Here is a 21,796-nt window from a genome sequence, read left to right as displayed (position 1 = left end):
AGTCCAGATCGTGAACGCAAAGGCGGCCCCAAAAAAATGCGGGCCGCGCGGTTCCAAGGCGCGTGATTTTCTGAGGATGATTCGGCTGGAGTTGTCTTGGGTTAGCGCCCGGTCGAACCAAAACCGCCGGCGCCGCGATCGGTCGCCGACAATGTGGCGACGGGAACCAGCGCGGCCTGCAGCACCGGCGCGATCACCAGCTGGGCGATGCGCTCGCCGCGCTTGATCACGAACGGCGCGGCGCCGTGGTTGATCAGGATCACCTTGATCTCGCCGCGGTAGTCCGCATCGATCGTGCCCGGCGAATTCAGCACGGTGACGCCGTGCTTGGCCGCCAGCCCCGAACGCGGCCGCACCTGCGCCTCGTGTCCGGGCGGCAAGGCGATGGCAAGGCCCGTCGGCACCAGCGCGTATTGGCTTGGTGCGAGCGTCATGGGCTCGTTGTCCGGCACCGCGGCCATCAGATCGAGGCCGGCGGCCTCGCTGGTCTGATAGGCCGGCAGCGGCAGGCCCTCAGCGTGGGCGAGGCGTTGCAGCTCGACGGTAACCTTCGTGCTCAAGATGCGGACTCCAGGGATTTGCCGGTCACGCTCTTCGCGATCTGCGCGACCAGTTCGATCGCGACCTGTTCCTTGGTCATCGCCGGCCAGGAATCAACTGCAATCTCGCCGTCCGGCGCACCGGTCTTGCGGCTGAGCAGGTGGACCGTGTTGCGGTCGCCGCCCATCACGCCGGTGGCGGGCGAGACGTCGTTGGCGACGATCCAGTCGCAGCCCTTGCGCGCAAATTTTGCCTTGGCATTGTCGATGAGGTGCTCGGTCTCGGCGGCAAAGCCGATCACGAGCCTCGGGCGTTGCTCGGCGAGCTTGGAGATGGTGGCGAGGATGTCGGGGTTCTCGACCAATTGCAGCGGCGGCATGCCGGCCGCGGTTTTCTTCAGCTTCTGCTCGCCTTCATTGGCGACGCGCCAGTCGGCGACTGCGGCGGCGAAGATCGCGACGTCGGTGGGAAGCGCGGCCTTGACCTGCTCCAGCATCTGCCGCGCCGATTCGACATGCTTCACCGTCACGCCCGGGGGATCGTCGAGGTCGACCGGACCGCTCACCAGAGTAACCTCGGCGCCCGCGGCCTGTGCAGCGGCGGCAATGGCAAAGCCCTGCTTGCCGGAGGAACGGTTAGCGATATAGCGCACCGGGTCGATCGCCTCATGGGTGGGACCGGCGGTGATCAGCACGCGCGTGCCCGCGAGCGGCTTCGGCGTCGGCGGCCGCAGCAGGCGCTCGGCGGCATTGGCGATCTCGATGGCTTCCGACATGCGGCCCGTTCCGGCTTCGCCGGCCTCGGCCATCTCGCCCGCGTTCGGGCCGATCAGCACAACGCCGTCGCGCTGGAGCTGCGCGACGTTGCGCCGGGTCGCCGCGTTGCTCCACATCAGCGGATTCATCGCCGGCGCCAGCAGCACCTTGCGGTTGGTCGCGAGCAGGATGGCGCTGGCGAGATCGTCGGCATGACCGTTCGCCATCTTCGCCATCAGGTCGGCCGTGGCCGGCGCCACCACGATCAGGTCGCAGTCGCGCGCGAGGCGTATATGGCCGGCATCGAACTCACTCTGCGGGTCGAACAGGTCGGTATAGACGCGTTCATGCGAGAGGGCGCTCGCGGCCAGCGGCGTCACGAATTGCTGCGCCGCCTTGGTCAGCACGCAGCGCACCTCGATGCGGCGCTCTTTCAGCCTGCGGATCAGGTCGAGCGATTTGTAGGCCGCGATCCCGCCGCCGATGATCAGGGTGACGCTGGCCTCGGGTAGGGCGCCGGTGCGCTGCGGTGTCGGGGCGGCGGAGGGCACCGCAAACGGCGTCAGCGGCTCCTCGCGGCCCTCTATCAGCTCCCGCAGGATGACCCGCACCTCCTCCTCGACCGACCTGTGGTTCTTGGCCGAGCGCAGCCGCAGATAGGTTTTGACGGCGTCGTCGAGCTTGCGGATGGTCAGGCTTGCCATGACGCCCTCCGGCACGAAATGATAGCAATGCTATCATCAACGTGATTGCAATGCAATCATAGATTCCGGACGGCGATCAGAATCCCGATGAAGGTCGCGGCAATGATCCAGAGCGCCACGGTGCGCCAGCGGTTCTTGCGGCCCTCGCTGCGTCCCATCGCCGCGATGCTCTCCGGCGACAGCCTGATGCCCTCCCGCGTCATGGTCTCGAGCTGCTCGAGCACCTTCACCGACCGCTCGGCGATCTCCGGCAGGCGCATCAACACCCGCGCGATGTCCCCGGTCCCTGTGAGCGCGCCCTCGATGCGGCCGATCGGTCCGAGGTTGCGCTCGATCCATTCGCGCACCACGGGGTCGGCGATCCGCCAGATGTCGAGCTTGGGATCGAAGCCGCGCGCCACGCCCTCGACCACCACCATGGTCTTCTGCAGCAGGATCAGCTCGGGCCGCGTCGTCATGTCGAACAGGCCGGTGACCTCGAGCAGCAGCGTGAGCAGCCGCGCCATCGAGATCTCTTCCGCCGTGCGGTTGTGGATCGGCTCGCCGATGGCGCGGATGGCTTGGGCGAAATTCTCGACCGAATGATGCGCGGGCACATAGCCGGCCTCGAAATGCACCTCGGCCACGCGGCGATAATCGCGGGTGATGAAGCCGAGCAGGATCTCGGCGAGGAAGCGCCGCTCCTTCATGCCGAGCCGACCCATGATGCCGAAATCGACCGCGACCAGGCGGCCGGCGTCATCCAGGAACAGATTGCCCGGATGCATGTCGGCATGGAAGAAGCCGTCGCGCAGCGCGTGGCGCAGGAAGCTCTGGATCACCTTGCGGCCGAGATCGGGCAGGTCGACCCGCGCCTCGGCGAGGCGCTTGTGATCGTTCAGCGCGATGCCGTCGATCCATTCCATCGTCAGCACGTTGTGCGTGGTGCGGTCCCAGTCGACGGCGGGCACGCGGAAATCGGGATCGTCGCGCGTGTTCTCCGCCATCTCCGACAGCGCGGCGGCCTCGAGCCGCAGGTCCATCTCCATCGCGACCGAGCGCGACATGGTGTTGATGACCTCGATCAGGCGCAGGCGCCGCGCCTCGGCCGAGTAGGCCTCGGCCTTGTGCGCGACGTAGAAGAAATCGGAGAGATCGCGGCGGAAGCGCGCGGCGACGTTGGGTCTCAGCACCTTGATCGCGACGGACTTGCGGATGCCGTCGCGCACCACCTCGCCGCGATGCACCTGCGCGATCGAGGCCGCCGCGACCGGCGGGCCGAAGCTGACGAAGACGTCCTTCAGCGGCCGCTCCAGCGAGGTCGCGATCGTGGCCTCGGCTTCCTCTTGCGGAAATGGCGGCAGGCGGTCCTGCAGGCTTTCGAGATCGCGCGCCATGATGACGCCGACCACGTCGGGGCGCGTGGCCAGAAACTGGCCGAGCTTGAGATAGGCCGGGCCCATCCGCGTCAGCGCGCGCGAGATCCGCGGTCCCTGCTTGGCGCCACGGCGCTCGATGATGCGCGCCAGCTTCAGCGCGAGCTGTCCCGGCGGCGGCACCAGGCTCGGATCGACCGCGCCGAACACGCCTTCGTGCGCAAAGACGAACGCGGCGCGGATCAGGCGCGCAAGGTGGGTGACGGCAGAGATCACAAACGCCAGCCCGAATGCAGTGCGACGATGCCGCCGGAGAGTGTCTGCCAGCTGACGCGGGCAAAGCCGGCCTCGCGGATCATGTCGGCGAAGGCGGCCGGCTTTGGAAATTTGCGAATGGACTCGACGAGATATTGGTACGATTCGGCGTCGCCCGTGACCATGCGCCCGAGCGGCGGGATCACCTTGAACGAGAACAGATCATAGAGCTTGTCGAGGCCGGGCATCTCGACGGTGGAGAATTCCAAACACAGGAAGCGGCTGCCGGGCCTCAGCACGCGATAGGCCTCGCGCAGCGCAAGGTCGATCCGGGGCACGTTGCGGATGCCGAAAGCGATCGTGTAGGCATCGAAGCTGCGATCGGCGAAGCCGAGCGATTCGGCATTGCCTTCGACGAAATCGACCTGGGTGTCCAGATGACGCTTGGCGGCGCGTTCGCGCCCCACGGCCAGCATGTCCGCATTGATGTCGCACACCGTGGCGTGGAAGCCGGGGCCGGCGGCCTTGGCGGCACGGAACGAGATGTCGCCGGTGCCGCCGGCGACGTCAAGCAGCGCGAACGGCCGGTCGCCCCTGGGCGGATCCAGCGCGGTTATCATGATGTCCTTCCAGACCCGGTGCAGGCCACCGGACATCAGGTCGTTCATCAGGTCATAGCGCGACGCCACGCTGCGAAACACATCGTTCACCAGCGTCTGCTTGTCCCCGAGGGGAACGTCCCTGAAGCCAAAATGCGTGGTTTCGCCCGGCCGATCCATTACTCTACTCCACTCGGCGGACCATAGCCCGCCCGCCGCAATGGCGCTATCACACCGCTTTCATAAGGTGAATGCCCGACCATGCCTGAATTGCCCGAAGTCGAGACCGTCCGCCGCGGTCTTCAGCCCGTGATGGAGGGCGCGAAAATCCTCGACGCTGAGGCCCGCCGGCCGGATTTGCGCTTTCCGTTCCAGCCCGACTTCGTGGCCCGGCTCAAGGGGCAAGTCGTCACGGGCCTCGGGCGCCGTGCAAAATATCTCATGGCCGATCTCGCCTCCGGCGACGTGCTCTTGATGCATCTGGGCATGTCGGGCTCGTTCCGCGTCATCAAGCCGGACAACGAGGCTCAGCCCGGCGAGTTTCACTATCCGAAGGCCAAGGATTCCGCCCACGACCACGTGTTGTTTCGGATGTCCTCGGGCGCCGACATCGTCTTCAACGATCCGCGCCGCTTCGGATACATGAAAGTGATTGCGCGTGGCGCGCTTGAAGACGAGCCGCTGCTGCGCGGGCTCGGCCCCGAGCCGCTCGGCAACGAATTCGATGCCGCGATGCTGGCGCGCTCCTGCCAAGGCAAGACCACGAGCCTGAAGGCCGCGCTGCTCGACCAGCGCGTGGTGGCCGGGCTCGGCAACATCTATGTCTGCGAGGCGCTGCACCGCTCGCATCTGTCGCCGCGGCGCATTGCTGCGACGCTATCCACCAGGAAGGGCGAGCCGACGGATCATGCCAAGCGCTTGGTCGGCGCGATCCACACCGTGCTGAACGATGCGATCAAGGCCGGCGGCTCCAGCCTGCGCGACCATCGCCAGACCACAGGCGAGCTCGGCTATTTCCAGCATTCGTTCAGGGTCTATGACCGCGAAGGCGAAAAATGCACGACGCCGCGCTGCGGCGGCACGGTGAAGCGCTTCACGCAGAACGGCCGGTCGACGTTCTGGTGCCCGAAATGTCAGAAGTGACCATCGGGATTGCCGCAGAGAGGCCGTGAGTCTCGGCGAGGGCGACGATCTCACCCTGCCGTCATTGCGAGCGCAGCGAAGCAATCCAGAATCCCTCCGCGGAAAGACTCTGGATTGCTTCGCTGCGCTCGCAATGACGGGAGGATAGAACCATGCCAGAACGCGAGGCGAAGCAATCCGGCCGGGCTGGTGGCCGGACTGCTTCGTCGCTTGGGCCCGTTCACCGAATGGCGAAGAGCCCGACTGTCGTCCGAGCGATCGCCCCGCTCAGGACGCCAGTGTCGTGGTCTCGTCCGCCGCATGTTCCGCTGCGATCTGCAGCATGCCGTGCGCAGCCGAGATGACCTGGTCGATCAGGATATTGGTGGTGGCTTCGAGCTCGAGCCGGGTCTCGATCCAGCGCCAGAGGCCGCGGATCTCGTCCGCCGATTTGCCGTTCGGCGCGAATTCACTCACGGCAAGGCCGCTCGCAAGCGCGTCCTGGTGATCGTTGCGCATCACGATCAGCGGACGCGCGAGCACCTCGGCAAGATCGAGCGCGGCTTCCTCGGCGAGCGCGGTCGCGGCGTTGTCGATGCGCTGACCGCGGATCGGCGTCTGGTTGAGCACGAAGCTATAAGGCCGCTTCCAGGCGCGGGCGACGCTGAGCGTCGAGACGGTCGCCTCGATGTCGGCGACGCTGGGACGGGCCGGGATCAGGCAGAGGTCGGAATGGCGGATCGCGGCGGTGGTGGCGGCACTGAGGCCGGCCGCGGTGTCGACGATCGCGAGCTGGAGGCCGCTATCGGCGAGCATCTTGAGACGCGGCGCGATATCGGCGGCGTGATAGATCGGCTCGACGACGAGATCGTCGGTAGAGCGGCGGCGCTGCCAGTTGGAGAGGGTGCCCTGCGGGTCGGTCTCGATCAGGCGGACGGTGAAGCCGGCCTGCTTGGCGGCCAAGGCGAGGCCGATGGCGAGCGTGCTCTTGCCGCTGCCGCCCTTTTGGGTGGCCAGTACGATCGTGTGCATTGAAGGTCAATCCTTTGGAGTGCTGGGTCAGGGATACGCCACGCGAACGTGCATCGCTTCTGGATGCTGAGCGCTTCTCGCTCAGGACGTGCCGGCCCGATCCAAAGGGGATCGCGGAGGTCCGAATCAACGGCAACGATGATGGCGGAATCGCGAATGCCAGCGAATCCGTACCATTACCGGCTCCGTAGTCGTACGTGAGGCGGTCCGTGCCCCGGACAAAGCGCAACGCGATAGCGGTGCGCTGCAGAGCCGGGGCCCAGAAGCCACAAGCGCGACTGTTGAGATATGGGTCCCGGCTCAGCGGAGCGGCATTTCACGCCGCACCGCGTCCGGGACACGAGGATTGAGACGCCGGCAGCGCCTTATTTCCGCACGCAGATCACGCGCACGACGGCGGCTTTGGCGTCCGTCGACGTGCCATTCGGGCTGATGCCCTTCGCCTTGAGAAACCCGCGCACCGCCTCGGCAGAGACCATCATCGCCTGTGATGCCGGCACCGACGTCGCGGGTCCCGCGACCACCGCCGGCTTCAGCAGCGCGATGCCGGCGAACTTGCCGTCGCCGTCGACGGCCGGGCTGCCGGAGAAACCGACCGCCGGCGGCGGCGAGAGCGCGGAATTGCCGCTCGTCGCCGGCGCCAGCGCGGCCTTGAGGCTCGACACGCCGGCCGCGCCGCCCTGGCTTTGCGGATCGGCGATGCCGACGACATCGACATTGGTCTTCGCGGCCCCGCCGGCGAGGCTGAGCGGCCTCAGGTCGCGCGCGCCGTAGATGCGCAGCAGCGCGAGATCGTGCTCCTTGTCCTCGGCGAGACGGTCGGCGCTGCCATGGCCGGCGATCGTGATCGCAAGGCAGCCGTCGGTGACGAGGCGGTCGGTGACGATCGCGCCGTCCTCGCTGACGACGATGCCGGTGCCGTATTCAACGTTCCGGCGCAGCGGCGGCCCGGCCAGCGGTCCCGACGGAAACGCGTTGAACGCGCTCGACATCGCGATCACGACCGGCTCGACCGTATTCTCTGTCGCCTGGTCGTAGAGGATCGTCATGGTGCGGACCTCGTCACCCTTGAAGGTGCCGCGGACGTAGAACTTCTTCTGGCCCTGCAAGCCCGACAGCACGAAGAAATCCGGCTTCACCACGGTGTAATCGACCTTGCGGCCGGACGGCTCCTTCTCGAGATCGGCGAGCTTGGCCGAGGTCGGGCTCACTTCCTTGCGGCGGCTAAGAACCACCTGCACCGTCCCTGTCGGCGAGGTCCATTTCGAGCCGTTGGCGTCGCTTGCCTGCTGCGGCACCAGCTTGCCGGGAATGCCGAGCCGGGCGCCGCTGGTCGGCTCCGTCACGATCTTCCAGCCGACGCTCTCCTGCTTCTTGCGTGCCGCCTCAGTGAGCGCGGTGCGCTCCTGCGGATTGAGCACGCCGGTCGGCTTGCTGCCCTTGGCCTTCTGGTACTCCTTGATGGCGTTGACCATGCGCTCGCTGACGTCGCCGGTGATGGCGCCGTTATATTGTCCGACCCAGGCGAGGTCGGACTGGAGCGCCAGCCGCTCGGCTTTGGCCATGCCATCGGCCGTCGCGGACGGCGTCTGCATCGCAGGTGGCTTGACCGGAACGGTCTGGACCGTTTTCGGGGTGGCGCCGGCGACTGGCGATGTGGTCATCTGGGCGTTTGCGCCCGTGGCGGCCGCAAACATCAAGGTTGCCGCAAGCATCGATCTCATGACAAATCCAGCCAGCCCATTGAACGCCAAAACATTGAAAAGCGTGCCATTCAAGCACATCTCGTTGGTCGCGAACAACGTAGCGGTGGTTCAGGTGCCGTAGAGGCCGCGAACTGAGATCCTCATCCTGAGGAGCGGCCTCAAGGCCGCGTCTCGAAGGATGGCCGCGGCGAAATCGGGGCCTGCATGGTTCGAGACGGCGCTTTGCGCCTCCTCACCATGAGGGTTGAGAGCGGCGGGTTGGTAGGAGAGGCGTACGACGATGCTGAGCCCGGACGAACTCGAACGCTACGCCCGCCATATCGTGTTGCGCGACGTCGGCGGCCCCGGCCAGGCGGCGCTGAAGCGGGCCTCGGTGCTGGTGATCGGCGCCGGCGGGCTCGGCGCGCCCGCGCTGATGTATCTGGCCGCTGCCGGCATCGGCACGCTCGGCGTGGTCGACGACGACGTGGTGTCGCTGTCGAACCTGCAGCGCCAGGTGATCCATACGACGCCCGATATCGGCCGGCACAAGGTCGAGAGCGCGGCCGAGCGGATCGCGGCGCTCAATCCGCATGTCCGCTTCGTCGGCCACGCCACCTGGCTCAACGCGGATAACGCGCTCAGCCTGATCGGCGATTACGACCTCGTGCTCGACGGCTCCGACAATTTCTCGACGCGTTATCTCGTCTCCGACGCCTGCTTCTTCGCCAAGCGGCCGCTGATCACGGCGGCGCTCGGCACCTTCGACGGCTCGCTCACCACCATCCGCGCGCATGAGACGAACGAGCAGGGCGAGTTCAACCCGACCTATCGCTGCCTGTTTCCGGAAGCGCCGCCGCCCGGCACCGTGCCGGCTTGTGCGGAAGCCGGCGTCATGGGCGCATTGGCGGGCGTGCTCGGCTCGATGATGGCGCTGGAGGCGATCCGCGAGATCGTCGGCTTCGGCGACGGCCTCGTCGGCCGCCTCCTGATGATCGATGCGCGCGCGATGCGCTTCGAGACGCTGCGCTATTCACGCGATCCCGCCAATCCGCTCAACGGCGACGGGCCCGTGTTCGAGGATCTGAGCGTGCACCGCGAGTGAGCGGCGCGTGTACAACTGACATGACTGAATGTCGGCCTTGGGTTCACAAAGAGACGATTTAGAACGAGTTCAACGAAAGCGGGGGAGGGCCGAATCTGTTGTCCGAGGCGTCACCTGGATAAAAAAGCAAAACCAGAGGTGTGAAGATTCCCACGATGGGAATGCAGATAAGCAGGCTGGCGAATCCAGATTTGTTAAGATCATGAAACCGCTTCGCCGTGGCTGCATAGAGAACCCAGATCATAACGATTAGAGGCGTCATACCGGTGAAGACACCAAGATCGCCCATCGAGCGAAGGCCGGGCCATGTCAGCGCAAAAAAGATAAGCGGTCCCACATATCCAATTAACACCACCATCGCGTACTGAAGTCTATTCATGCGGCCGTAAAAACTAAAAAATGCGCGCAGGTAGTTCATTGTATTCTTTACAACGGACGTGCCGTTTCCTTCCATGCAAAATTGCACAATCGCAACCCTACGCTCTGTCGTTGCGTGGTCAAGAGCTGCTTTGTAGTCTCAGATTGCCAACCTTCATAGGCCGCCGATGACGTGCAGGCGCCCCGACGTACGCTTGACCCTCGAAAGCTGATGTCTGTTGGGGAGGCGCCTTCGCGCACCCTCACAGCATGCTCGGCAGCACGCGGTCCGGCGGCTTGTGGGCGTCGAGGAAGGTGCGGATGTTGATGATCACCTTCTCGCCCATCTCGACGCGGCCTTCGATCGTGGCCGAGCCCATATGCGGCAGCAGCGTCACCTTGCCGGCCCTGGCGAGCCGCACCAGCTTCGGGTTGACCGCGGGCTCGTGCTCGTAGACGTCGAGGCCGGCGCCGCCGATCTCGCCGCCTTCGATCAACTTGATCAGCGTGTCCTCGTCGGTGACCTCGCCGCGCGCGGTGTTGACGATATAGGCGTCTTTTCGGATCAGCTTCAGCCGCCGCGCCGAGAGCAGGTGATAGGTCGCCGGCGTGTGCGGACAATTCACCGAGATGATGTCCATCCGCGCCAGCATCTGGTCGAGGCTTTCCCAATAGGTCGCCCCTAACTCCTCGGCGATCACGGGCGCGACGGGACGGCGATTGTGATAGTGGATCTGCAGGCCGAAGGCGCGGGCGCGGCGCGCCACCGCCTGGCCGATGCGGCCCATGCCGATGATGCCGAGGCGTTTGCCGCCGATGCGGTGGCCGAGCATCCAGGTCGGCGACCAGCCGGGCCAGGGCTTGCCCTCGGTCAGGATCGAGGCGCCTTCGATCATCCGCCGCGGCACCGCGAGGATCAGCGCCATGGTCATGTCGGCGGTGTCTTCGGTCAGGACTTTCGGCGTGTTGGTGACGGTGATGCCGCGGGCATGGGCGGCTGCGACGTCGATATTGTCGACGCCATTGCCGAAATTGGCGATCAGGCGGAGCTTGCAGTCGGGCTGGTTCACGACCTCGGCGCTGATGTGATCGGTCACGGTCGGAACCAGCACGTCGGCGGTGCGGGCGGCTTCCGCGATCTGCTCGGGCGACATCGGCGTGTCGTCGAGATTGATCCGCGCGTCGAACAGCTCGCGCATCCGCGTCTCGATCGAATCCGGCAGCTTGCGCGTCACCACGACGAGGGGCTTTTTCTTCACCGACATGTCCTGCTCTCATGAGACATCGCAGGCCGCCTCTGTCGCCAAAGGCCGGTCGTTGAGGCCTCATTAACCCGGTTGTTCGACACTGCCCTTGCCGTGTCCGTCCCCGGCGTTTCCTCCAAGCTCACCCGACATTTCCGGCCGGAAAATCGGGGCCAATTGGTTGCTCAAGTGCCCGTTCTCTCTAGCAGAAGGCGGGGCCAAGACAAGAACCACGGCTTAAGGCTTGGAACCCGCGTGGGGCGGGAGAAGGGGTAGGCGCGGCAGCGTTTTGGAATTTGGGTGAGGGCCCGGTGTGCCGGGTCTTCGAAGGAGACAGGTTGATGGCGTTGGGGCGTTTTTGTTGGGTGATGGCGCTCGTTTGCACCTGGTTGAGCGCCTCGGTCGGGCCCTCGCATGCGGCGAAGGACAATACCCCGCAGACCACCAGCGGCTTGCCGGTGCCGCGCTATGTCAGCCTCAAATCGGATCACGTGAACGTCCGCGCCGGCCCGACCAAGGACAATGACGTCGCCTGGGTCTACACTCGTGCCGGCCTGCCGGTCGAAATTACCGCCGAGTTCGAGAACTGGCGCCGGGTGCGCGATTCCGAAGGCGCCGAGGGCTGGGTCTATCATTCGCTGCTGTCGGGCCGCCGCACCGCGGTCGTCACCATGAAGCACAAGGACGACCTCGCCCCGATCTATGACCGGCCCGATCCCGACAGCGCGGTTGCGGCCAAGCTCCAGGCCGGCGTCGTCACTCAGGTCAAGAAATGCGCCGCAGGCTGGTGCCGCGTCATCGGTAATGGCTTCGACGGCTGGATCCAGCAGGAGCGCCTCTGGGGCGTCTATTCGGACGAGCAGGTCAATTGACGCCGTCGGGCGGCGGAGCAATCTGCCGCCCCAACGTCATGCCCGGGCTTGTCCCGGGCATCCACGCTCTTCTGACTAGTCCCAAAACGTGGATGACCGGGACAAGCCCGGCCATGACAGCAGATTCGGCAGTTTGAATCGATCTCAGCGCTTCTTGCGCAGGCGCACGACCATGTCGATGCGGGAGATCTCGTAGCCCTCGGGCACCTCCGGCATCTTGGACAGCACCAGATGCGGATCCTCGATGTCGACCAACTCGTGACTGTTCTCGAGATAATAGTGGTGGTGGGTGGTGACGTTGGTGTCGAAATAGGTCTTGGTGCCGTCGACGCTGACCTGGCGCAGCAGGCCGGCATCGGTGAGCTGGTTCAGCGTGTTGTAGACGGTCGCCAGCGACACCGGGACTTTGGCGAGGGTGGCTTCCTCGTAGAGCATTTCAGCCGTGAGGTGGCGTGCGCCCTTGCCGAACAGCAGCCAGCCCAGCGCCATGCGCTGGCGCGTCGGCCGCAACCCCGCGGACTGCAGCATTTCGTTGACGTCGTGCCAGGGACACCCGGTCAGGGCCGGCTGGCGGCCGGACAGGAGGGCCGCGGCATGGTCGTCGTCGTGTTGGGACGCGGTATTCTCGTTCATTTCCAAGATTTCGGGCACGCGTGAACAATATCTCCCTGTAACATAAGAAGAGAAAGATGCAGATGCAAGTTTCTCGCAACTAGAGACGTTCTAATCGGGCTCGGAACCGGTTGGGCGAGCGCGTCATTTTACCTTCATCTCTGCGCTTTGCCACCCGAAATGGCCTGTGTTAGAGAGCGCGCGGTTCCGCTTAGCCGATTTTGGCGCAGCCGGGCATGGAGGCCCGGTCGGCAATCCATGCGAAGCTTGCGCAAGTCGCGGCCGGCGGTGGCGATTGGCGGTCCGATCGAGACGGGCCCATTTTCGCCAGGAACGCCGCTCAATCGGGATTTGAACAGAGGCTCGTGAATGCTGAACAGGCGCAACGGTTACGACTATGAAGATCTGCTGGCCTGTGCCCGCGGCGAGATGTTCGGCCCAGGCAACGCCCAGTTGCCGCTGCCGCCGATGCTGATGTTCGACCGCATCACGGACATCAACGACAATGGCGGTGAGTTCGGCAAGGGTCTGGTGCGCGCCGAGCTCGACGTGAAGCCCGACCTCTGGTTCTTCGGCTGCCATTTCAAGAACGATCCGGTCATGCCCGGCTGCCTCGGCCTCGATGCGCTGTGGCAGATGGTCGGCTTCTACCTCGGCTGGAGCGGGGGGGAAGGCCGCGGCCGGGCGCTTGGCCTGAGCGAGCTGAAGTTCGGCGGCCAGGTGCTGACTGACGCCCGCAAGGTTGTGTACAACGTCGATATCAAGCGCGTGATGCGTTCGAAGCTCGTGCTCGGCATCGCCGACGGGTGGCTTTCGGTCGATGACCAGATTATCTATCGCGCCAAGGATCTGAAGGTCGGCCTGTTCAAGCAGGGCACGAGCCTGGGCTGAGCGCATCACCACGAAGACAACGATTGAGGCGAGGCTGTCATGAGGCGGGTTGTGGTCACCGGGATGGGCATCGTCTCGTCGATCGGAAACAACACCCAGGAAGTGCTTGCGAGCCTTCACGAGGCGAAGTCGGGCATTTCGCGGGCTGAGAAATATGCCGAGCTCGGCTTCCGTTCGCAGGTGCAAGGCGAGCCATCGCTCGATCCGTCTACGGTGGTCGACCGCCGCGCGATGCGCTTCCTCGGCCAGGGCGCGGCGTGGAATCACATCGCCATGGAGCAGGCGATCCAGGATTCCGGCCTGTCGCCCGACGAAGTCTCCAACATCCGCACCGGCATCATCATGGGCTCCGGCGGTCCCTCGGCGCGCACCATCGTCGAAGCCGCCGACATCACCCGCTCCAAGGGCCCGAAGCGCGTCGGCCCGTTTGCGGTGCCGAAGGCGATGTCCTCCACAGCGTCCGCGACGCTCGCGACCTGGTTCAAGATCAAGGGCGTGAACTATTCGATCTCCTCGGCCTGCGCGACCTCGAACCATTGTGTCGGCAATGCCTATGAGACCATCCAGATCGGCAAGCAGGACGTCATCTTCGCCGGCGGCTGCGAGGAGCTGGACTGGTCGCTGTCGGTGCTGTTCGACGCCATGGGCGCGATGTCCTCGAAGTACAACGACACGCCGGCCACGGCCTCGCGTCCCTACGATCTCAATCGCGACGGCTTCGTCATCGCCGGCGGCGCCGGCGTCTTGGTGCTGGAAGAGCTCGAGCATGCCAAGGCGCGCGGCGCGCGCATCTATGGCGAGGTGGTCGGCTATGGCGCGACCTCTGATGGCCACGACATGGTGGCGCCGTCGGGCGAAGGCGCCGAGCGCTGCATGCGCATGGCGATGTCGACGGTGAAGACCAAGGTCGACTACATCAACCCGCACGCGACCTCGACGCCGGCCGGCGATCCGCCGGAGATCGAGGCGATCCGCAAAGTGTTCGGCGTCGGCGAGAAGTGCCCGCCGATCTCGGCGACCAAGGCGCTGACCGGCCACTCGCTCGGCGCCACCGGCGTGCAGGAAGCGATCTATTCGCTGCTGATGATGAACAACGGCTTCATCTGCGAGAGCGCGCACATCCAGGAGCTCGACCCCGTGTTCGCCGACATGCCGATCGTGCGCAAGCGCATCGACAACGCCAAGATCGGCACCGTGCTGTCGAACTCCTTCGGCTTCGGCGGCACCAACGCCACGCTGGTGTTCAGCCGGCTGGATGCGTGATCTCTGACCTTGTCATGCCCCGCGAAGGCGGGGCATCCAGTACGCCGCGGCTTCCCGGCTTACGACGAACGTCACTGGAATACTGGATCGCCCGCCTGCGCGGGCGATGACACCGAATAGTGGAGTTGGGAAGCAATGGAAGGTTTGATGAAAGGCAAGCGCGGTCTGATCATGGGCATCGCCAATGATCATTCCATCGCCTGGGGCATGGCGCGGACACTGCATGCCTACGGCGCCGAGCTTGCCTTCACCTTTCAGGGCGAGGCGCTCGGCAAGCGCGTCAAGCCGCTGGCGGAGCAGCTCGGCGTCGATCTGGTGCTGCCTTGCGACGTCGAGGACATCGCCAGTGTCGATGCCGCCTTCGCGGTGCTCCGCGAAAAGTGGGGCAAGCTCGACTTCGTCATCCACGCGATCGGCTTTGCCGACAAGAACGAGCTCAAGGGCCGCTACGCCGACACCAGCCGCGAGAATTTTTCGCGCACCATGGTGATCTCCTGTTTCTCGTTCACGGAGGTCGCAAAGCGCGCCGCCGAGCTGATGACCGAGGGCGGCAGCATGATCACGCTGACCTTCGGCGCCTCGGAGCGCGCGATGCCGAACTACAACGTGATGGGCGTGGCCAAGGCGGCGCTGGAAGCCTCCGTGCGCTATCTCGCCGCCGATTTCGGGCCGCGCGGCATCCGCGTCAACGCGATCTCCGCCGGCCCCATCCGCACGCTGGCCGGCTCCGGCATCGGCGAGGCGCGCGCCATGTTCGGCTTCATGCAGAAGCACGCGCCGCTCCGCCGCGGCGTCACGCTCGACGAGCTCGGTGGTTCGGCGCTGTATCTGCTATCCGATCTCTCCGGCGGCGTGACCGGCGAGATCCATTATGTGGATTCCGGCTACAACACCATCCTGATGCCGCGGCCGGATGATCTGAAGTCTCAAGAATAACTTCGTAGCCCGGATGGAGCGAAGCGAAATCCGGGACAGGCTCATCCGCGGATGCGATTGCCCCGGATTGCGCTGCGCTCCATCCGGGCTACTGCAGCTACTCGGCCGCTCCTCGCACTGCGTTATCCCGCCGCGATCTTCTCCGCGCGCTGGAACGCCGGCCGCGTCATGCAGCGCGCGAGGTAAGCGTCGAACGCCGGGCGCGACGGGACCATCTTGAACAGGCGCACCGCGAAATTCAGGCCGGCGCCGATCACGACGTCGGCAGCGGAAAATTCCTCGCCGAGAATCCACGGACCCTTCTCGAGCGCGGCGTCCAGCACGTCGAACACTTGCGTCGCGCTGCCCCAGGCCGCGGTCGAGGTCGGGATCTCGATCTTGGTGAAGATCTGGATGATGGCCGGCTCGATGCAGCCCGGCGAGAAGAACAGCCATTGCAGATAGCGCGCGCGGCGCGGGTCGGTCACGGCGGGTGCGAGCCTGGTCTCGGGGTAGCGGTCGGCGATGTAGGCGCAGATCGCCGCGGCTTCGGCGAGGGCGGCATCGCCGTCGGTCAGCGCCGGCACCTTGCCCATCGGATTGATCTTCAGATAGTCCGGCGCCTTCTGCGCGCCGGTCGTGATGTCGGTCAACACGCGCTCATAGGGCAGGCCGCTCTCTTCCATCAGCCAGAGCGTCGTGAACGAGCGCGAACGGGGCGACCAATAGAGCTTGATCATGGTGCGGACCTTTCATCGGCAGGAGGCGAACAGGGCGGATTCATGCCGCGTTTGCCGCGCATCCGCAACGCACTACGCCTAGGCAGAAGGCAAGCGGCGTAAACGATATGTGGGTCAACGTTCTCTAGCGTCGCTTTGGCGCGTTGTCGATCGAACTCCGAGCAAAAGCGGCAGCGTCTTGTCGAGGCTTTCCGTCAGCATGGCGCGCACGCCGTCGCGCAATGCGGGATTGTCGGCGGCCTCTTCAGGGCGCGTTGGAAACGATTCTGCGGGCAACTCGCGATATGGACCGCCGATGAGCTTGCCCAAAAACCTCTGCACCGCCAGGGAATGATCCATGTTGATCAGCGCAGAGCTCTGTCTGACAACAGAGAAGTCGCGCCCGTCAAAGATGCGGATAAACGCCAGGGCGTAGAGAAAGATGCGACGCCCGAGCACCACATCCTGGTTGAGGATGCCGAAGCCGCGGACCGTATAGCTGGATGACCCGATAGGGCTGATTGCATTGAGGATCTGGATGTAGTGCCGGCAATTCGTTCCTTTCGCGACCTCGCGCATGTATCCGGCCAGCTCCGCATTGAGATTGCGGAACAACCTGTCCTTCAATGTGTCCTTGGACTCATCGCGAGGAGGAAATTTCGCCGGGTTGTAGGGTATTCTCAGGACGGAGACGCCGGCAGGAATCGCGGCGCGAGTCCGCGCGAAGATCAGATCGTTGAGCCCCCAGCGGGGGATCGGGACCACCATCTTCTTGTTCTGGAATATGGTGAGGCCGGTCGTCAGCACGATGAACTCATCGCCGGTGGTAACCACGACACCGAAGTCGCACGAGCCGCCGGCCGTGGGAGCGGGCTTGCCCGCCGCTTCACGTCGAGTGGCTAGCTTGCCATTGGCTTGTTTGACGGTTGATTGTCCTGTCTCCGATTGGGCTTGTGCCCGCGCCTGAGTGGAAAAACACCACAGGATGATCGTAATGACGAGCAGCCGGGCGATGAAGCGGAATGCGGCTGTGTTCGCAGGCGCAGCCAAACTTGATCCTTTGTCGCCACGTGGCGGCAAAGGAGCTTACTCTTCCTTTAGATAGCCGGGGAGGCTCCGGTCGAGCCTTTCTAAGACGAGCGCACGCGTTCTCTCGCGCAACCCCGCATTAGTCGAAGCTGTCTCGGGCGGATCTGGGAACAGCGAGTTGTCGAGCTTCGTGATCGGGTCTTCAAACAGACGCATGCTTGTGGCGAGGTTCGCGCCGATATCCGTAAGGGGACGCTTGATCTGTTCGTAGCTACGGCCGTCAATCAGCGTGATCGCAACATTAGCGAAAAGGTGTGAGTGCCGAATCAAGCTGCCGAGCCCCTGGTTGTAGGTGCCGATGCCGTTCAGCGTCATGTTCGAGTTCGGTAGCTTCGTCTTGAAAGTGGTTGCGACGAGATAGCGATCGCAATTCGCATTCGCGGTGAACCCCTTCACGATCACCGGCAGAGTCTCTTTGGGGTCCGGGATGAAGATCGCTTTCGCATGATAGAAGGGATCGAAGGCGCCCTTGGGATAAGCGATCCTGCGTATAGAGGAATCGTTGTTCGTTGCCGCGCGCACGCGCGCGAAAACGAGATCATCGAGGCCCCAGTCGATCGGGACCTCTTTTGCTTCCGCCTCGAAGATTGTGACGCCGAACTTCTGTACGGAGTAATGCTCGCCGATTGCCGAGATTACGCCGAGACGGCACGGACCGCTGTTCATCTGCTCGGCCGGTTTGACTGCCGCAGCTTTCGGCTTCGTCGCCGCTTTCTTGACGGTCGGCTTTGAGGGAGGCGTGGGTGGCGCGATGGTCGCAGGAGGAGTTTGAGCTGCTGCCAGAGCTAGAGAAGACAGCAAAACGATCACGGGAGCAGCAAATCGAATCATGGATTCTAGGGCATCAGCAACGGGAGAATTGATCACGCCACCCTAGATTAGGACGGTGACAACCGCAAGCTGCAGCGTGGAAACGGCGTCTATCCGGCCGGCCGCTGTCGCTTCCACCGGTAACACTTCATCACGAACCCGTTCGACGGCTCGATCTCTTCCTTCTCGAGCACAAAACCTTCCCGCTCGTACCAGCGCCAGGCCTTTTCGTTCTCGCGGACGCAGCGCAGATACATCTCGTCGGGCATTTGCGTGCGAGTGAAGGCGAGCAATTGCCGGCCGATCGATCGGCCCTGATAGGCGGGCGCGACGAACAGCATGTCGAGATAGAGCTTTGGCAGATGCAGCGCCAGCATCGCAGCGATCGTGCCGCGATCGTCGGCGACAAACAGGCTCCAGCCGTTCTCGATCTCGCGCCTGATGCGCGCACGCAAGTTTGCCAGCAGGAAGTCGCTGGCTTCGGCGAGCCCGGTCGAGACCCAGCTCTCCATCCAGACGCGCCCGATCTCGTCGTACTCCTCAGTGCGGGCGGGGCGGATGATCGGATGCGACATCCGCCGGTCAAGCCTTCTGGCTGCGCAGGGATTGCCGCGCGCGCACCTTGCCGGCCGACAGGCACACCACCTCGGAAATCTGCAGCAGCTGCCGCGCCAGCGGGCTGGTCTTGCGCCAGACCATGCCGATGGTGCGCGACGGCTCGGGGTCGCGGAAACGCGCCAGCGAGACCGAGGCGGAGCGCGTCTCCACGGGCACTGCCATCTCCGGGATCAGGGTCACGCCGATGCCGGCGCTGACCATCTGCACCAGCGTCGAGAGCGAGTTCGCATCCAGCATCTCGCGCGGCGGCGCCGATTGCATGTTGCAGAACGACAGCGCCTGGTCGCGGAAGCAGTGCCCCTCCTCGAGCAGCAGAAGGCGCATCTCGCGCATCATCTCGCGTGACGGTACCGGTGTGCCTTCATCGGCCCCCGGCCGCACCAGTAGGAATTTCTCCTCGAACAGCGCGACCTCGGTGAGCGATGGCTCCGACACCGGCAGCGCCACGATGGCGGTGTCGAGCCGTCCCTCCACCAGTTCCTGGATCAGCCGCGGCGTCATGGTCTCGCGCACGCGGATGTCGAGCTCCGGATGCATGCGCGTGAGATTCTTGGTGATCTTGGGCAGCAAATAGGGCGCGATGGTCGGGATCATGCCGATGCGCAGGCGGCCGGCGAAGCGGTCTTGCGAAGCGCGCGCAAAATCGCCGAGCTCGTCGACCGAGCGCAGGATGTCGCGGACCCGTTGCGCCAGCTCCTCGCCGAACCGGGTCAGCGCGACCTGCCGTGCGCTGCGCTCCAGCAGCAGGCCGCCCAGCGCCTCCTCCAGCTCCTTGATCTGCATCGACAGGGCCGGCTGCGAGATCGAGCAGGACTCGGCCGCGCGGCCGAAATGTCCGTGACGGGCCAGCGCGTCGAAATACCGAAGCTGGCGCAGCGTCAGATTGATCATCAGAAAATCCTATCGCAGCGATCACTAAAGTCAACTTCCCCTGATAGGAGGCGGCGCTTAGAGTGGTTCTACCTGGTCAAGGGCGCGAGTTCGACGACGCCAGAGGAGGTATTCATGGATGACACTTCGAAGTGCCCGTTTTCGGGCGGAAAACCCACGCGCACAAACCGCGATTGGTGGCCGACGCAGCTCAACATCGAGGTGCTGCACAAGAATTCGGACAAGTCCGATCCGATGGACAAGGACTTCGATTACGCCAAGGAGTTCAAGTCGCTCGACCTGAATGCGGTCATCAAGGACCTGACCGCCCTGATGACGGATTCGCAGGAATGGTGGCCGGCCGACTTCGGTCACTACGGCGGCCTGATGATCCGCATGGCCTGGCACAGCGCGGGCACCTACCGCATCACTGACGGCCGCGGTGGCGCCGGCGCCGGTCAGCAACGCTTCGCCCCGCTCAACTCCTGGCCCGACAACGCCAACCTCGACAAGGCCCGCCGTCTGCTGTGGCCGATCAAGCAGAAATATGGCCGCAAGATTTCCTGGGCCGATCTGATGGTGCTCGCCGGCAACGTCGCGCTGGAATCGATGGGCTTCAAGACCTTCGGTTTTGCGGGCGGCCGCACCGACGTCTGGGAGCCGGAAGAGCTCTATTGGGGCCCGGAAGGCACCTGGCTCGGCGATGAGCGCTACAGCGGCGAACGCCAGCTCGCCGAGCCGCTCGGCGCCGTGCAGATGGGCCTCATCTACGTCAATCCGGAAGGCCCGAACGGCAAGCCGGATCCGGTCGCCGCGGCCAAGGACATCCGCGAGACCTTCTTCCGCATGGCGATGAACGACGAGGAGACTGTCGCGCTGATCGCCGGCGGCCACACTTTCGGCAAGACCCATGGCGCGGGCGATCCCTCGCTGGTCGGCCCGGAGCCGGAAGCCGGCGCGCTGGAAGATCAGGGCCTCGGCTGGAAGAGCAAGCACGCTTCGGGCCTTGCGGGTGATTCCATCACCAGTGGCCTCGAGGTGACCTGGACGACCACACCGACGAAGTGGAGCAACAACTTCTTCGAGAACCTGTTCAAGTACGAATGGGAGCTGACCAAGAGCCCGGGCGGCGCGAACCAGTGGACGGCGAAGGGTGCCGACGCCGTCATTCCTGACGCCTTCGACAAGTCGAAGAAGCATCGGCCGACCATGCTGACGACCGACCTGTCGCTGCGCTTCGATCCCGCCTACGAGAAGATCTCGCGACGTTTCCTGGAGAACCCGGATCAGTTTGCGGACGCCTTCGCCCGCGCCTGGTTCAAGCTCACCCATCGCGACATGGGTCCGATCCAGCGCTATCTCGGCCCGCTGGTGCCGAAGGAGACGCTGATCTGGCAGGATCCGATTCCGGCCCTCAACCACGAGGTGGTCGGCGAGGAGGATATCGCTTCGCTGAAGAGCAAGATCCTGGCTTCGGGCCTGTCGGTGCCCGAGCTGGTCTCGACCGCCTGGGCGTCGGCCTCGACGTTCCGCGGCTCGGACAAGCGCGGCGGCGCCAACGGCGCGCGCATCCGCCTTGCTCCGCAGAAGGACTGGGAGGTGAACGATCCGGCCCAGCTCGCCAAGGTGCTCGGCAAGCTCGAAGCGATCCAGAAGGACTTCAACGCCTCATCCGGCGCGAAGAAGGTCTCGCTCGCCGATCTGATCGTGCTCGGCGGCACCGCAGCGGTCGAGAAGGCCGCCAAGGATGCCGGCGTCGACGTCAAGGTCGGCTTCACGCCGGGCCGCATGGATGCTTCGCAGGAGCAGACCGACGCGGCCTCCTTCGCGCCGCTGGAGCCGCGCGCCGATGGTTTCCGCAACTACATCGGCAAGCGGCATCAGTTCATGCAGCAGGAGGAAGCTCTGGTCGATCGCGCGCAGCTCTTGAGGCTCACCGGCCCCGAGATGACGGTGCTGGTCGGCGGCCTGCGTGTGCTCGGTGCTAACGCAAACGGCTCGAAGCACGGCGTGCTCACCACCAAGGTGGGAACGCTGAGCAACGACTTCTTCGTCAACCTGCTCGACATGAGCGCGCAGTGGACGGCCGCTGCCGACGGCACCTACGAGGCACGCGACCGCAAGACCAATGCGGTGAAGTGGACCGGCACCCGCGTCGATCTCATCTTCGGCGCGCACTCGCAGCTCCGCGCGTTCGCCGAGGTCTATGCCACCTCGGACTCCAAGGAGAAGTTCGTCAAGGACTTCGCCAAGGCCTGGACCAAGGTGATGAACCTCGACCGCTACGACCTCGCGGCGTGAGCGTGACGCCTCTCCCGCTTGCGAGAGAGAGGGCGCAGTAGTCACAAGAAAGGGCGGCCGAGAGGCCGCCCTTTTTATCGTTT

Annotated in this window: 22 protein-coding genes; 8 read left to right on the top strand and 14 right to left on the bottom strand. The window is 64.7% G+C overall.

Annotation, left to right across the window (positions count from 1 at the left end; all coding sequences use genetic code 11):
* Positions 1 to 101: 101 nt before the first annotated feature.
* From dut to ubiE, 4 genes are read right to left on the bottom strand one after another with little or no spacing between them, the layout of a single operon-like run.
* Positions 102 to 560 (bottom strand): dUTP diphosphatase, encoded by a 459-nt coding sequence (dut, locus tag I6F17_RS31795; protein WP_225129564.1) that lies wholly within the window; start codon positions 558 to 560, stop codon positions 102 to 104.
* The gene (gene coaBC / locus I6F17_RS31790) at positions 557 to 1,999 is read right to left on the bottom strand and encodes a bifunctional phosphopantothenoylcysteine decarboxylase/phosphopantothenate--cysteine ligase CoaBC (RefSeq protein WP_225129567.1); all 1,443 of its coding nucleotides are present in this window, start codon (positions 1,997 to 1,999) and stop codon (positions 557 to 559) included. The genes dut and coaBC overlap by 4 nt, the downstream gene beginning before the upstream one ends.
* 56 nt (positions 2,000 to 2,055) lie before the next feature.
* Positions 2,056 to 3,630: a 2-polyprenylphenol 6-hydroxylase gene (gene ubiB, locus I6F17_RS31785; protein WP_036040927.1), complete on the bottom strand. Its 1,575-nt coding sequence runs from the start codon at positions 3,628 to 3,630 to the stop codon at positions 2,056 to 2,058.
* Positions 3,627 to 4,388, bottom strand: coding sequence for a bifunctional demethylmenaquinone methyltransferase/2-methoxy-6-polyprenyl-1,4-benzoquinol methylase UbiE (gene ubiE, locus I6F17_RS31780; RefSeq protein ID WP_036009053.1), 762 nt, complete (start codon positions 4,386 to 4,388; stop codon positions 3,627 to 3,629). Before ubiE ends, ubiB begins: the two co-directional genes overlap by 4 nt.
* Before the next feature lie 81 nt (positions 4,389 to 4,469).
* On the opposite strand from ubiE, the gene mutM reads away from it, so the two are divergent.
* A complete protein-coding gene (gene mutM / locus I6F17_RS31775) occupies positions 4,470 to 5,351 on the top strand; it encodes a bifunctional DNA-formamidopyrimidine glycosylase/DNA-(apurinic or apyrimidinic site) lyase (protein ID WP_225129569.1) in 882 nt (293 codons plus the stop codon).
* 267 nt (positions 5,352 to 5,618) lie between these two features.
* Here mutM and I6F17_RS31770 read toward each other — a convergent pair whose 3' ends face one another.
* Both I6F17_RS31770 and I6F17_RS31765 read right to left on the bottom strand, forming a co-directional pair.
* Positions 5,619 to 6,362 (bottom strand): ParA family protein, encoded by a 744-nt coding sequence (locus I6F17_RS31770; protein ID WP_225129571.1) that lies wholly within the window; start codon positions 6,360 to 6,362, stop codon positions 5,619 to 5,621.
* Between the two features lie 365 nt (positions 6,363 to 6,727).
* Positions 6,728 to 8,026, bottom strand: a complete 1,299-nt coding sequence (locus I6F17_RS31765; RefSeq protein WP_225129617.1) for a serine protease — start codon at positions 8,024 to 8,026, stop codon at positions 6,728 to 6,730.
* Between I6F17_RS31765 and I6F17_RS31760 the strand changes: the two genes are divergently transcribed.
* Entirely contained in the window at positions 7,926 to 8,189 is a 264-nt protein-coding gene (locus tag I6F17_RS31760) for a hypothetical protein (RefSeq protein ID WP_225129621.1), read from the top strand. The two genes, I6F17_RS31765 and I6F17_RS31760, sit on opposite strands and share 101 nt — an antisense overlap.
* Positions 8,190 to 8,348: 159 nt before the next feature.
* Entirely contained in the window at positions 8,349 to 9,152 is an 804-nt protein-coding gene (gene moeB, locus I6F17_RS31755; RefSeq protein WP_225129573.1) for a molybdopterin-synthase adenylyltransferase MoeB, read from the top strand.
* A gap of 58 nt (positions 9,153 to 9,210) precedes the next feature.
* Here the strand turns inward: moeB and I6F17_RS31750 are convergent, their stop codons facing one another.
* Both I6F17_RS31750 and I6F17_RS31745 read right to left on the bottom strand, forming a co-directional pair.
* Positions 9,211 to 9,570: a DUF805 domain-containing protein gene (locus I6F17_RS31750; protein WP_225129575.1), complete on the bottom strand. Its 360-nt coding sequence runs from the start codon at positions 9,568 to 9,570 to the stop codon at positions 9,211 to 9,213.
* A gap of 202 nt (positions 9,571 to 9,772) precedes the next feature.
* On the bottom strand, positions 9,773 to 10,774 hold the full coding sequence (locus I6F17_RS31745; RefSeq protein WP_225129577.1) for a D-glycerate dehydrogenase: 1,002 nt from the start codon (positions 10,772 to 10,774) through the stop codon (positions 9,773 to 9,775).
* Positions 10,775 to 11,094: 320 nt separating this feature from the next.
* Here I6F17_RS31745 and I6F17_RS31740 point away from each other — a divergent pair, with 320 nt between their 5' ends.
* On the top strand, positions 11,095 to 11,625 hold the full coding sequence (locus I6F17_RS31740) for an SH3 domain-containing protein (RefSeq protein WP_036009040.1): 531 nt from the start codon (positions 11,095 to 11,097) through the stop codon (positions 11,623 to 11,625).
* 144 nt (positions 11,626 to 11,769) lie between these two features.
* Here I6F17_RS31740 and irrA read toward each other — a convergent pair whose 3' ends face one another.
* A complete protein-coding gene (gene irrA, locus I6F17_RS31735) occupies positions 11,770 to 12,258 on the bottom strand; it encodes an iron response transcriptional regulator IrrA (RefSeq protein WP_036040908.1) in 489 nt (162 codons plus the stop codon).
* A 348-nt stretch (positions 12,259 to 12,606) separates the two neighbouring features.
* On the opposite strand from irrA, the gene fabA reads away from it, so the two are divergent.
* The 3 genes from fabA (at position 12,607) to fabI (ending at position 15,327) form a co-directional block, all read left to right on the top strand.
* Positions 12,607 to 13,128 (top strand): bifunctional 3-hydroxydecanoyl-ACP dehydratase/trans-2-decenoyl-ACP isomerase, encoded by a 522-nt coding sequence (gene fabA, locus I6F17_RS31730; protein WP_036009034.1) that lies wholly within the window; start codon positions 12,607 to 12,609, stop codon positions 13,126 to 13,128.
* Positions 13,129 to 13,167: 39 nt separating this feature from the next.
* Complete coding sequence (gene fabB / locus I6F17_RS31725) at positions 13,168 to 14,391, top strand: beta-ketoacyl-ACP synthase I (protein ID WP_036024480.1); 1,224 nt, start codon at positions 13,168 to 13,170, stop codon at positions 14,389 to 14,391.
* A gap of 135 nt (positions 14,392 to 14,526) precedes the next feature.
* Entirely contained in the window at positions 14,527 to 15,327 is an 801-nt protein-coding gene (fabI, locus tag I6F17_RS31720) for an enoyl-ACP reductase FabI (protein WP_225129579.1), read from the top strand.
* A 122-nt stretch (positions 15,328 to 15,449) separates the two neighbouring features.
* Here fabI and I6F17_RS31715 read toward each other — a convergent pair whose 3' ends face one another.
* The 5 genes from I6F17_RS31715 to I6F17_RS31695 form a co-directional block, all read right to left on the bottom strand.
* Positions 15,450 to 16,046, bottom strand: a complete 597-nt coding sequence (locus tag I6F17_RS31715) for a glutathione S-transferase family protein (RefSeq protein WP_036040874.1) — start codon at positions 16,044 to 16,046, stop codon at positions 15,450 to 15,452.
* Positions 16,047 to 16,160: 114 nt separating this feature from the next.
* Positions 16,161 to 17,075, bottom strand: coding sequence for a hypothetical protein (locus I6F17_RS31710; protein WP_225129581.1), 915 nt, complete (start codon positions 17,073 to 17,075; stop codon positions 16,161 to 16,163).
* A 36-nt stretch (positions 17,076 to 17,111) separates the two neighbouring features.
* Positions 17,112 to 17,981 (bottom strand): hypothetical protein, encoded by an 870-nt coding sequence (locus I6F17_RS31705; protein WP_225190460.1) that lies wholly within the window; start codon positions 17,979 to 17,981, stop codon positions 17,112 to 17,114.
* 53 nt (positions 17,982 to 18,034) lie between these two features.
* Positions 18,035 to 18,499, bottom strand: coding sequence for a GNAT family N-acetyltransferase (locus tag I6F17_RS31700; protein ID WP_225129585.1), 465 nt, complete (start codon positions 18,497 to 18,499; stop codon positions 18,035 to 18,037).
* A gap of 7 nt (positions 18,500 to 18,506) precedes the next feature.
* Positions 18,507 to 19,433, bottom strand: a complete 927-nt coding sequence (locus I6F17_RS31695; RefSeq protein WP_172788574.1) for a hydrogen peroxide-inducible genes activator — start codon at positions 19,431 to 19,433, stop codon at positions 18,507 to 18,509.
* A gap of 114 nt (positions 19,434 to 19,547) precedes the next feature.
* Between I6F17_RS31695 and katG the strand changes: the two genes are divergently transcribed.
* Positions 19,548 to 21,713, top strand: a complete 2,166-nt coding sequence (katG, locus tag I6F17_RS31690) for a catalase/peroxidase HPI (protein ID WP_225129587.1) — start codon at positions 19,548 to 19,550, stop codon at positions 21,711 to 21,713.
* The last annotated feature ends 83 nt before the right edge of the window (positions 21,714 to 21,796 follow it).

Origin of the sequence: Bradyrhizobium sp. NBAIM18 (assembly GCF_020193825.1) — a bacterium.
Taxonomy (GTDB): Bacteria; Pseudomonadota; Alphaproteobacteria; order Rhizobiales; family Xanthobacteraceae; genus Bradyrhizobium; species Bradyrhizobium yuanmingense.
This window is presented reverse-complemented; position numbering and strand designations above follow the sequence as displayed.

What these genes read in the sequence shown, in the direction of transcription:
- fabB (WP_036024480.1), top strand. Translation starts at nt 13,168, where the DNA reads ATGAGGCGGGTTGTGGTCACCGGGATGGGCATCGTCTCGTCGATCGGA.
- moeB (WP_225129573.1), top strand. Translation starts at nt 8,349, where the DNA reads ATGCTGAGCCCGGACGAACTCGAACGCTACGCCCGCCATATCGTGTTG.
- I6F17_RS31695 (WP_172788574.1), bottom strand. Translation starts at nt 19,433, where the DNA reads ATGATCAATCTGACGCTGCGCCAGCTTCGGTATTTCGACGCGCTGGCC.
- I6F17_RS31750 (WP_225129575.1), bottom strand. Translation starts at nt 9,570, where the DNA reads ATGAACTACCTGCGCGCATTTTTTAGTTTTTACGGCCGCATGAATAGA.
- I6F17_RS31740 (WP_036009040.1), top strand. Translation starts at nt 11,095, where the DNA reads ATGGCGTTGGGGCGTTTTTGTTGGGTGATGGCGCTCGTTTGCACCTGG.
- I6F17_RS31770 (WP_225129571.1), bottom strand. Translation starts at nt 6,362, where the DNA reads ATGCACACGATCGTACTGGCCACCCAAAAGGGCGGCAGCGGCAAGAGC.
- fabA (WP_036009034.1), top strand. Translation starts at nt 12,607, where the DNA reads ATGCTGAACAGGCGCAACGGTTACGACTATGAAGATCTGCTGGCCTGT.
- I6F17_RS31745 (WP_225129577.1), bottom strand. Translation starts at nt 10,774, where the DNA reads ATGTCGGTGAAGAAAAAGCCCCTCGTCGTGGTGACGCGCAAGCTGCCG.
- katG (WP_225129587.1), top strand. Translation starts at nt 19,548, where the DNA reads ATGGATGACACTTCGAAGTGCCCGTTTTCGGGCGGAAAACCCACGCGC.
- mutM (WP_225129569.1), top strand. Translation starts at nt 4,470, where the DNA reads ATGCCTGAATTGCCCGAAGTCGAGACCGTCCGCCGCGGTCTTCAGCCC.
- I6F17_RS31700 (WP_225129585.1), bottom strand. Translation starts at nt 18,499, where the DNA reads ATGTCGCATCCGATCATCCGCCCCGCCCGCACTGAGGAGTACGACGAG.
- irrA (WP_036040908.1), bottom strand. Translation starts at nt 12,258, where the DNA reads ATGAACGAGAATACCGCGTCCCAACACGACGACGACCATGCCGCGGCC.
- I6F17_RS31760 (WP_225129621.1), top strand. Translation starts at nt 7,926, where the DNA reads ATGCCATCGGCCGTCGCGGACGGCGTCTGCATCGCAGGTGGCTTGACC.
- ubiE (WP_036009053.1), bottom strand. Translation starts at nt 4,388, where the DNA reads ATGGATCGGCCGGGCGAAACCACGCATTTTGGCTTCAGGGACGTTCCC.
- I6F17_RS31765 (WP_225129617.1), bottom strand. Translation starts at nt 8,026, where the DNA reads ATGACCACATCGCCAGTCGCCGGCGCCACCCCGAAAACGGTCCAGACC.
- fabI (WP_225129579.1), top strand. Translation starts at nt 14,527, where the DNA reads ATGGAAGGTTTGATGAAAGGCAAGCGCGGTCTGATCATGGGCATCGCC.
- I6F17_RS31715 (WP_036040874.1), bottom strand. Translation starts at nt 16,046, where the DNA reads ATGATCAAGCTCTATTGGTCGCCCCGTTCGCGCTCGTTCACGACGCTC.
- coaBC (WP_225129567.1), bottom strand. Translation starts at nt 1,999, where the DNA reads ATGGCAAGCCTGACCATCCGCAAGCTCGACGACGCCGTCAAAACCTAT.